General features: G+C 66.2%; 6 protein-coding genes. 3 read left to right on the top strand and 3 right to left on the bottom strand.

All coding sequences use genetic code 11. The annotated features are described in order from the left end of the window. Positions 1-109 precede the first annotated feature (109 nt). From EDC25_RS06340 to EDC25_RS06330, 3 genes are all read right to left on the bottom strand, one after another. Positions 110-574: a hypothetical protein gene (locus tag EDC25_RS06340; RefSeq protein ID WP_132577317.1), complete on the bottom strand. Its 465-nt coding sequence runs from the start codon at positions 572-574 to the stop codon at positions 110-112. A gap of 94 nt (positions 575-668) precedes the next feature. Next, complete coding sequence (locus tag EDC25_RS06335; protein WP_123521099.1) at positions 669-1,145, bottom strand: hypothetical protein; 477 nt, start codon at positions 1,143-1,145, stop codon at positions 669-671. Between the two features lie 805 nt (positions 1,146-1,950). Further along, entirely contained in the window at positions 1,951-2,523 is a 573-nt protein-coding gene (locus tag EDC25_RS06330) for a hypothetical protein (protein ID WP_132577316.1), read from the bottom strand. 394 nt (positions 2,524-2,917) lie between these two features. On the opposite strand from EDC25_RS06330, the gene EDC25_RS06325 reads away from it, so the two are divergent. Genes EDC25_RS06325 through EDC25_RS06315 form a run of 3 tightly spaced genes read left to right on the top strand, consistent with a single transcriptional unit; the run spans position 2,918 to position 10,986 of the window. Further along, positions 2,918-3,550 carry a hypothetical protein gene (locus EDC25_RS06325; protein ID WP_123521101.1) on the top strand — a complete coding sequence of 211 codons (633 nt, stop codon included), beginning with the start codon at positions 2,918-2,920 and terminating at the stop codon, positions 3,548-3,550. A 27-nt stretch (positions 3,551-3,577) separates the two neighbouring features. After that, the gene (locus EDC25_RS06320) at positions 3,578-5,485 is read left to right on the top strand and encodes a flotillin family protein (RefSeq protein ID WP_123521102.1); all 1,908 of its coding nucleotides are present in this window, start codon (positions 3,578-3,580) and stop codon (positions 5,483-5,485) included. A gap of 35 nt (positions 5,486-5,520) precedes the next feature. Further along, positions 5,521-10,986, top strand: coding sequence for a DNA repair ATPase (locus EDC25_RS06315; protein ID WP_132577315.1), 5,466 nt, complete (start codon positions 5,521-5,523; stop codon positions 10,984-10,986). Positions 10,987-11,005 lie beyond the last annotated feature (19 nt).

Raw genomic sequence — 11,005 nt, 5'->3', positions numbered from 1 at the left:
AGAGCGTCAGCAGGATGGAAAATGCAGAATCAAAAGCCGTGAAGCTGGCGCTTCACATCGTGATGCCGTCAGGGGTTGACGGGGGAGTCCATACACGAATTGTTAGACCTCACCGCGCGGAAGCGACAGCACCCTGCTGTGAGCACACTGGCTTGAGCAAGGTGAGTAAGACTCCCGGGGTGCCCAACTCATCAACCCGGTCTGCGCCGCCCTGCGCACCGTAGCCTTGTAGAGAGTTGGTGCCACCATACGTGTGTGTCAACGGTCGGGGCTTGCCATTGCTTAGGTCAAACAAGCTGATCTTTACCGTCTCCGGCACATGCTGCAGTTTGTTTGAGAGCTCAACGTACTTCTCCGGTTCAGGCTCTTCGATCTTGACGCCAAGAGCAAATCCGTTGGGCAAAGTGACGGCTTTAATGGAGTCAGAAGCAACGACCCAGTCCGTAACCGCTTTACCGTCCCAGGACAGAAAGACGTGCTGCTCGCGAGCACCAGTAGTCCAGTCACATGCTTGAGACGTGTTCGGCATTGCGGAAGTAGCTACAACTACAAGTGCGAAGAGGATGTTACGCATATCGAACTCTCCTGTTGTCTGTAGTGAGGTCTAACGCTTGAATTAAGCCGCGTAGCGAAGCTACGTCGGCTTGAATGAATGGTTAGGCAGCAGCCTAGTAGCCATCTGCCTTAAGGATAAGCTTCATTTCTTCACGACCTTCGTCTGGCGCCAGCTCTAGGTCTACTAACGCGCCTCGGCTGGGCGAGCCAAAGGTGATTGAGAACGATCCGCTATGAATGTCCAGGGCTGCCGCAATCCCCTGCCTTGGCGTGAGGCAGTTGAGGATGCGCTTGGCGTTGTAACCTGCGAACTCTGTGGAACTATCCTGAATCAGGTAGGCACACAGCTTTTCTCCGGGATCGTAGTCGTGGTGCTCGCAGGTCTTTGAGCCAAGGATGATGTTGTCTCCTTCTTCCCTGGCGCCCCAGAACGTTCGAAAGGTGACCGAGCGCGTCGCGTCAGGTTTTACGGACGCCAAGAACGCTTTAACTTCAGCGCACAGCGTGTCGTCCCGTTCCTCGCGGCCATGCGCATCCCCGAGGGACGCACAGAACAGGAGAAAGACTGTGAGGACGGGGGCAATCTTCATTTGCTGCCTAACTACTATTCGACCCCGAAGTGGGGTGTAGCGCCTGTTGTAGCTGACCGCGACAGGTGACGTCAATCAGAAAATCACCAAGGGAATCAATGTCATTTGACGACGCGGACGGCTTTGCCATACCGCGAGTTGCTGGTGTTATCCGGCATGGGTGCAGTGTTATGCATTATCACCGCGACGACACGGCCATAACAGGGTCGTTCACTGCGCAGGCGCAGCCCAGGCTTTTGGACGAGGTTCGCCGAGGTTGCGCTGGAAACATGACGGGATGCACTGTGTGCGGCCCATCCGGTTTGCCTTCGGCGCGGAGATATCGGCGGTTACGGCGCGCCCGCGAAACTGAGGCAAGATCCGTACTGACGTTGCCGCGCTGCCTGCCGGCGCCACCCACATGGTCACGACCGTTCAGCGCCGCCTCGCGGCCCAACGCGCCGCCCTCGGTCAGGTGGGCGGGCTTTGCCGCCTGGTTTGCTCAACTTCCCGTCGGAACCGTCGTGGCCATGAAGCGTGTGGCCCATCAAGCGGCGCAGTGCTGCCGCGGCGTGATGGGCACCTGAGCTGATCGCTGCCCGTCTGGACACACCGCTCCGGAAGACCGGGGGCGGCAAGAATAACTGCAACGACCGAGAGGCCACTGCCGCGCCCGACCGACCGATTGAAACCCGTCGTTCCTGCTTTTCTCGCAAGACAACGACGGCTCTTCAAGGAAAAGCACGCCCGCGCCCCTTCGTTGCGCCGGACGCGATGGCTGCAAGGAAAAACAGCGATGCGTGGCAGAGTCCCAACCGCCGCGGCGTCAATCCAGAGGCACCACCGTCGAGGCGAGATTCCCGTCTTCGGCCTCGAACGCGAAGACGAAGGCGAGCTTCACGCCGACCGGTTCGATGACCGCGCCGGGCTCGCCGCAGGGATCGATGTCCGGGTCCATGGCATCGGCGGTGCAGAAGGCAGCGGGGCGGAAGCGCCACGCGGCGGTCGCATCGAGCACCGCGCGCTGGAGCGCGTCGGTCAATCCGGAAGGATCAGCGGGACAGTATCGGGCATCGTCGAAGAACTCCTGCCCGATGACTTCGCCGTTTTCGGAAATCGCCAGCTCCACACACACGAAGGTCTGCGGGGCATTGTCGGCGTTCATGGATTGCTGCGCCGACGGCAGTGCCAGCGTCGGCATCGAGGCCGGCTCGATCAGTTCGGGCATGCGGAAGCCCTCGTCGGCCCGCAGCTCGTAGCTTTCGGCAAAGTCCGCCAGGATCAGTCCGGGTTCGCCACGCAGCATCGCGTCCGTGCGTGCGCGGCATCCGGCGCCTTTCGCCAGCGCGGCGAGCAGCAGTACCGCCACCCACCGCGATGGCGACCGCTGGCTTCGCATTGCCGTTATTGATCCGCGCCCACATCGGCACGATCATACGATGCCGCGTCGTTGTGGAAGCACGGGCGGCTGGCAGGCCTGGCTGGACCGGGTGCCAGGCGTCGTGGCAGGCGGATGGGGCAAAGTGGGCATCACGCGGCAGGCGGGACCCGGCGGCATATGTTCATTTGCGGGCCTGCGAGGCATCTGCAGCGGCGTGTGAATCCGCCCGTGATCCGGCGTGGCACGGTGGCCGCGTTTTTTCCGCTTGAGAGGTGCCAAGCTGGCACGATACCGCCGGAAACGGCGCACGGGCTTGCGCTAAGCTGGGAATCCCTGTGATCCGCCCTGCCGACGCACGCTGCGCCGACGGACGCGGACGCGCCGGACCCCTGACCCGACAAGAAGGCTGTCCATGCAGGAATTCCTCCTTACCGCCCTGAGTTTCCCCACCGCGATCCTCAGCGTGCTGCTGGCCGTGGCCGTCGCCTACTGGATGCTGGCGGCGCTGGGCCTGGTCGGCGACGACCCGCTGGAGCTGGCCGGCGTCATCGACGGCGACGTCGGCGCCATGGAAGGCCTGGCCGGCTTCCTGGTCAAGTTCGGCCTGGGCGGCATTCCGACCACGCTGGTCTTCACCATCCTGATCTTCATTGCATGGGTGCTGAGCTATTTCACCGGCCTGCTGCTGCTCAACCACCTGCCGGACTGGCTGCGCATCACGCTGGGCGCGATCGTGCTGCCGGTGGCGCTGTTCCTGTCGCTGCCGATGACGGCGGCCGTGGTGCGGCCACTGACGCGCCTGAAGCGCCGCCTGGCGCCGCCGCCGAACCGCAGCCTGCTTGGTCGCGTCGCCATCGTGCGCACCGGTGAAGTCACCGCCTCGCACGGGCAGGCGGAACTGGAGGACAACGGCGCCAGCCTGATCGTACAGGTGCGCTGCGAGGGCGAGACACCCCGCCGCGGCGACCGCGTGGTGCTGCTCGAACACCTCACGCCGGACAATGCATGGCGCGTTGCCCTCGACACCGATTTCCAGGGCGAATAGCCCCAAAAACTGCTGGGAGAACCTTCGATGAGCCTTGCCACCCTCATGCCGTTCCTGATCGGTATCGGCATCCTGCTGCTGGTCCTGATCGGCTTCTTCGCCCTCTTCAAGGCCTTCTACATCAAGGTCCCGCAGGGCACGGCGCTGATCGTCAACGACATGTCCTCCACGCCCAAGGTGCATTTCACGGGCGCGCTGGTCTATCCGGTGATCTACAAGAAGGAGTTCATGAAGATCTCCCTGATCACGCTGGAGGTGGACCGGCGTGGCAAGGACGGGCTGATCTGCCGCGACAACATGCGCGCCGACATCACGGTCGCCTTCTACCTGCGCGTGAACGAGACCGCCGAGGACGTGCTCAAGGTCGCCAAGTCGATCGGCGTCGATCGCGCCTCCGACAAGGGGGCGGTGAACGAGCTGTTCAACGCCAAGTTCTCCGAGGCGCTGAAGACGGTCGGCAAGCAGATCGACTTCGTGAAGCTGTTCGAGAACCGCCAGGAATTCCGCGACCGCATCGTCCAGGTCATCGGCAACGACCTCAACGGCTACGTGCTGGAAGACGTCGCCATCGACTACCTCGAGCAGACGCCGAAATCGTCGCTGGATCCGAGCAACATCCTCGATGCCGAAGGCATCCGCAAGATCACCGAGCTGACCGCGGCCCAGAACGTCATCACCAACGAGCTGGAGCGCAACGAGGAGCTGGCGATCAAGAAGAAGAACGTCGAGACGCGCGAAGCGATGCTGGCCCTGGAGCGCCAGCAGGCGGATGCCGAGGCGCGCCAGAAGCGCGAGATCGACACCATCCGCGCGCGCGAGGAAGCGGAAACCCTGCGCGTCAAGGAAGAGGAACGCCTCAAGGCCGAGCAGGCGCGCATCGCCACGCAGGAGCAGCTGGACATCCGCGAGGAAAACCGCAAGCGCGAAGTCGAGGTCGCCGAACAGAACCGCCAGCGTGCCGTCGTCATCGAAATGGAGAAGGTATCCCGCGCCCGCGAGCTGGAAGTGGTCGCCCGTGAGCGCGAGGTCGAACTGCAGCGGATCGAGAAGGAGAAGGCGCTGGAAGAGCAGCGCAAGCTGATCGCCAACGTCGTGCGCGAGCGTGTCGCGGTCGAGAAGACCGTCGCCCAGGAAGAGGAACGCATCAAGGAAGTGCGCGAAGTTTCCGAGGCCGACCGCCAGAAGCAAGTGCGCATCCTGGAGGCGCAGGCCGCGGCCGAGGAGGAACTGGTCAAGCAGGTCAAGCAGGCCGAAGCCGACGAGACCCGCTCCAAGCACAAGGCGGTGGAAATCACGGTCATCGCCCAGGCCGAACTGGAAGCGGCCGCCAAGCAGGCGGAGGCGAAGAAGAAGCTGGCCGAAGGCATCGAGGCCGAGCGCGCCGCGCCGGGCCTGGCCGACGCGCGCGTGCGCGAGGTCAGCGCCCAGGCGCTGGAGAAGGAAGGCCTGGCCGAAGCCCGCGTCATGGAGGAAAAGCTGGTCGCACAGGCGCGCGGCGAGGAACAGCTGGGCTCGGCCCAGGCGAAGGCCGGCCGCGAGATCGGCTTGTCCGAGGCCGAGGTGCTGCTGGAGAAGTTCCGCGCCGAGGCGCAGGGCCTGACCGACAAGTTCGGCGCCATGGACGCGATGAGCGAGCAGGCGCGCGGCCACGAAGAGTTCCGCATGCAGCTGGAGAAGTCCTTCGAGCAGGCGATGGCGGCGATCTCCGCGAACAAGGAAGTCGCGCGCGAGCAGGCCGAAGTGCTGGCCGCGGCGCTCAGCAAGGCGAAGATCGACATCGTCGGCGGCGAGGGCGAGTTCTTCAATTCGTTCGCGAAGTCGCTGTCGGTCGGCAAGGCCATCGAAGGCGTCGCAGGGAAGAGCCCGCTGGTGCAGGACCTGCTCGCCAAGCTGCTGTCGCTGAAGGGCGGCGGCGACCAGGCCTCGGCTGGCTGAGCCGATTCCCGACTGTGGCCTGACCATCGCAGCGCATGACCGACACCACCGAAACCGGCACCGACACCTCGGCCGTTGACCGCGCCGTCGCCGAAGGCGGCGCCTACGAAGTGCTGGCGCGCCGCCTGGCCGAACAGGGCCAGCGGCTGCGTGCGCTGGCCGATGGACTGAACAGCCGTCGCCTTGCCGAATTCGGCAGCAGCGCGATGGAGGTGGTGGCGCGCGTGCGCGTGCGTACCGAACACAACTGCGTCGCCCGCGACATCGTCCAGGTCGGCGAGCTGATGGTGTTCGGCTACAACGTCTTCCTGGGCCTGAAGAAGGAAACCCAGGTCGGCGACGTTTTCTCGCTGTACCGGCTGGTACCGGGCGACGACGACGGCTACGAGGTGGCGGCGGTCGAGCTGGCCGGCACTTTCCTCGACGCGCCCGGCTTCGTCAACGATTTCCGCGAGCTGTACGCCTACTACAAGGACACGCGCCTGCAGCGGCTGGCGGTGCGCGACGGCAAGCTGCTGGCGGCGTTCCAGATCGGCGAGCGCATCACCGACCTGCGCGTGTTCCGCTGGTCGGTCTCTGTCGATGGCCGCGAAGTCCGCTACATCGACAACCGCGGCGAGCGCGACATCGCGCTGCCGGCGCCGTTCGATTTCGAGTGGACGCCGACGACGCGCGAGATGGCCGTCAACGGCCGCCATCCACACATCAACATCCTCGACAGCGTATTCGTCGAGACCATCGGCGGCGACCTGACCATCAAGGTGGAGGACAACACCGAGGATGGCCTTGGCGTCTATCGCGAACCGGTCGAGGACAAGACGCAGTCGCTGGACGACGCCGAAATCGAGTTCGCCCGCGTCGGCAGCCTGATCCTGCTGCGCGTACTGCCCTACCGCGAGACGCAGTGGCGCCACCTGGTCTTCAACACGCTGACGCGCAAGGTCGAGCGCATCGACGCCATCGGCCAGTCCTGCATCCAGCTGCCGGAAGACCACGGCATCGTTTTCCCCGGCGGCTACTACCTGCAGAACGGCGAGAGCAAGCGCTTCGAGCAGTCGATGGACGGCATGCGCTTCAAGCGCGCCATCCGCTCGCCGAACGGCGAGGACGTGCTGTACATCTTCTTCGAGCCGCAGTCCGGCCGCACCGCGCTGTTCACCTACAACCTGATCGAGCGCGCGCTGCAGACACCGATCTTCGGCCACGGCTACGCGCGCCTGGACGACGGCCGCATGGTCGTCTTCAGCGCCGAGAGCGACGAGCCGACACGCGTGCATCCGATGCAGGTGTGGCGCACGCCTTTCCACAGCGACGAATACGCCGCCGCGCAACCGGCCGGCACCGGGTTCATGGCGCGCATCGGCAACGCCGAACTGGTGCGCGGCATCTCCGACCTGTACAGCCTGGCACGCGGGATCGAGGCCACCGACGTCTCGCTGCAGCGTTACGAAGTACTGGCGCAGGCCAGCAAGCGGCTGTTCGACCTGCACCACTGGCTGGCGGACCGCGAGTGCGGCGACACCGGCGCCGTCGTCCGCGACATCGCCGCCACCAGCGAGGCGGTGCTCGACGAATACGAAAAGGTCGAGGACATCCGTCGGCAGTCGTCTCGTGCGATGGCGCAGGCGCAGACGCGCCAGCAGGAACTGCTGGCCAGCCTGCGGCCCGAGGACTGGCGCGAAGCGCAGGAATTCGTCGATGCGCTGTCGGCGCTGAACCGCCAGCGCGGCCACCTGCTCAGCATCCGCGAGCTGCGCTACATCGACACCGCGGCCATCGACGCTATGGAAGCGGACATCATCGCCGGGCACGAACGCGTCGGCGCCGCGACCAGCACTTTCCTGGCCAGCGACACCGCATTGCAGCCGTTCCACGCGCGACTGGAAACGCTCGACCGGGAAGCACAGGCGGCGGCGACGACATCACAGCTGGCGGCGCCGCTGCAGGCCATGGCCGCCATGGCCGGCGACCTGGACATGCTGTCCGAGTTGATGGCCAGCCTGCGCGTCGAGGACGCCACCGAGCGCACGCGCGTGGTCGACGCGCTGTCAGCGCTGTATGCCCGCCTCAACCAGACCAAGGCGCGCGCCGAACAGCGCCGCCGCAGCATGGGTTCGAGCGAGGCGGTCGCGCAGTTCGGCGCCCAGTTCACCCTGTTCGGGCAGAGCGTTGCCGGCGCACTGGCCAGCGCCACCGATCCGGAGCGCTGCGACGAACAGCTGTCACGGCTGCTGGTGCAGCTGGAAGAGCTGGAAAGCCAGTTCGGCGAGCACGACCAGTTCCTGGCCGACATCCTCGCCAAGCGCGAAGAACTGCTCGACACCTTCGACGCCCACAAGCAGGCCCTGCTTGACGACCGCCAGCGCAAGGCGGTCGCGGTGTTCGATGCCGCCCGGCGCATCATCGACGGCCTGCCGCGGCGTACCGCGCGCCTGAAGGACGGCGACGAACTCAACGCCTTCTTCGCCGGCGACGCATTGATCCTCAAGCTGCGCGAACTGGCGGTGCGCCTGCGCGAGCTCAAGGACAACGTCCGCGCCGACGATGTCGAGGCACGCCTCAAGGGCGCGCGCGACCAGGCCGTTCGTGCCCTGCGCGACCGCAGCGAGCTGTTCGAGGGCGGCGGCGACGTCATCCGCCTCGGACCCCGCCACCGTTTCAGCGTCAACACGCAGGAGCTGGATCTCACCCTGCTGCCGCGTGGCGACCACCTCGCGCTGCACCTGACCGGCACCGACTACTTCGAGCCGATCGAGGATGCGGCGCTGGATGCGTTGCGCGACTACTGGTCGGTTGGCCTGGCGTCGGAATCGCCGACGCTGTATCGCGGCGAATACCTGGCCGGCGAAGTGCTCGCCGCCGCACGCGCCGAACGCGAAGGCCTGTCGCTCGACGGCCTGAGACGGAACCTGAGCCAGCCGGAGGAGCTGCTGCGGCTGGTGCGCGACTTCGCCGCCGCGCGGTACCGCGACGGCTACGAGAAGGGTATCCACGACCACGACGCGTCGCTGATCCTGAAGGCGGTGCTGCCGCTCTACGACCAGGCCGGCGTGCTGGTGCACGAGCCGGCGGCACGGGCGCTGGCGTGCATGGCCTGGCCGCTTCTGCAGGCCGACGACAACGCTGCGCAGTGGCCGCGCCGCGCCCGCAATGCACGGCACATCGCGCGCCTGCTCGGACAGCGGCAGGCGCTGGAAGAACTGCAGGCCGAGATCGCCACCGGACTGCAGCGGTTCTCCGATACGCATGCGCTGCCGCTGGGTGCCGCCGACCCGGGGCGCGCGGCGTCCTACCTGGTCGCCGAGCTCTCCGCCGACCATCCGGAATTCCAGTTCACCGCCGCGGCAAGACAGCTGCTGGACGCGCTGCACGCGCGGCTGGACCAGGCGCACGTCCGCGACGACTACGAACAGGCCTTGAAGGACGCCGGCCAGCGCCCGGGCGAAGCCGTCGCGCTGGTGCGCCATTGGCTTCTGGCGCTGTGTGCCGATGCGACGCATGCCGTCCTGGCGCCGAACATCGACGAAGCCGTCGCCCTGCAGCTGTGGCCCGCGTCGCTGGCGCATCGCATCAGCCAGGTGGACCTGCGCGTCGATGTCACCGGCCTGCTCGGCGACCATGCCCGCATCCACGACGGCGCGATGGCGCTGGCCGTGGACGACTTCGATGCCCGCCTGCACGCGCACCGCACGCGCTTCCTGCCCGGCTGGGAGCGCTTCCAGCAGCTGCGCCACGACATCGTCGCGCGCGAACGCGAGCGCCTGCGCCTGGACGAGTTCAAGCCGCGACCGCTCAGCTCGTTCGTGCGCAACAGGCTGATCAACGACGTCTATCTCGGCATCATCGGCGACAACCTGGCCAAGCAGATGGGCACGGTCGGCGAGAACAAGCGCAGCGACCTGATGGGCCTGCTGATGCTGATCTCGCCGCCCGGCTACGGCAAGACGACGCTGATGGAGTACGTCGCCCATCGCCTCGGCCTGGTGTTCATGAAGATCAACGGCCCGGCACTGGGCCACGAGGTGCACTCGCTGGACCCGGCGCAGGCACCGGACGCCACCTCGGCGCAGGAGCTGGAGAAACTCAACCTGGCGCTGGAGATGGGCAGCAACGTGATGCTGTATGTCGACGACATCCAGCACACGCACCCGGAGTTCCTGCAGAAGTTCATCTCGCTCTGCGACGGTACCCGCCGCATCGAAGGCGTCTGGAAGGGCCGGAGCAAGACCTATGACCTGCGCGGACGCAAGTTCTGCGTCGTCATGGCCGGCAACCCGTACACCGAATCCGGCGAAGTCTTCAGGATTCCCGACATGCTCGCCAACCGCGCCGACATCTACAACCTGGGCGACGTGCTCGGCGGCATGGAAGACGCGTTCAAGCTCAGCTACATCGAGAACAGCCTGACCTCCAACGCCGTGCTGGCGCCGCTGGCGACGCGGCCGATGGACGACGTCTACCGCTTTGTCGACAAGGTCGAAGGCCGCGCCTTCTCGGCCAACAGCCTGTCGCATGCCTACAGCGGCGCCGAGATCAACGAGATTTCCGCCGTGCTGGAACGCATGCTCGCCGTGCGCGAGATCGTCTATCGCGTCAACCAGCAGTACATCGCCAGCGCAGCGCAGGCGGACCGCTACCGCACCGAGCCGCCGTTCAAGCTGCAGGGCAGCTACCGCAACATGAACAAGCTAGCCGAGAAGATCGCGCCGGTGATGAATGCCGCCGAGCTGGACCAGCTGATCGCCGACCACTATCGCGGCGAAGCACAGCTGCTGACCACCGGCGCCGAGGAAAACCTGCTCAAGCTCGCCGAACTGCGCGGCACGCTGGACGCGGAGCAGACCGCACGCTGGGCGCAGATCAAGCGCGATTTCCTGCGCAACAAGGCGATGGGCGGCGACGATGCCGAAGTCGGCGACCGCGTCGTCGCGCAGCTGGTCGACCTCGTCGAAGGCGTGCGCGGGCTCGACAGCGGCGTCCGGGATGCCGCCACCCGCGACGTACCGTGGCAGGACATCCTCGCGAAGCTGGAACGGCTGCTCGGCGAACGCGGCACGGTGCCCTTGCAGGCGCAGGCGCCGTCCCCATCGGCCCGTCCCGACACGCGCATGCTGGCCGGCCTGCGGCTGGCGCTGGAGAAGGCGCTGGCGCCGCTCACCGAAGCGTTGCGCGACAACGACGACGACCAGCTGGAACTGCAACTGATCACCGCGAAAATGACCGAACGCCTGTTCGAGCGCCTTGAAGCGCGATCGCTCCTTGCAGCCCCTGCCGTCGCCCCGCCTGCCCGCACCACGCAGGCGGGAGGCGCGCCAGGCACCCGCAGCGGTTCCGGACAACCTGACACGGCCAGGCCGGCTGCCGGCGCTTCCGCTCGCGAGGGCAAAGCACCCGCCCGTTCCACGCCACGCGGCCGCGATGAACCCCTGTCCGCCGAACGCCGCGCCCTCGCCGACATCGCCGAGCGCGTCGCCCGCCGCCGCCAGCGCACGAAGGAGTGACCGCGCGGCGGCGGCCCAG

The organism is Pseudofulvimonas gallinarii (assembly GCF_004343305.1).
GTDB lineage: Bacteria > Pseudomonadota > Gammaproteobacteria > Xanthomonadales > UBA2363 > Pseudofulvimonas > Pseudofulvimonas gallinarii.
Note: the sequence above shows the minus strand (reverse complement) of the source record. Positions and strands in the feature narration are given on the sequence as shown.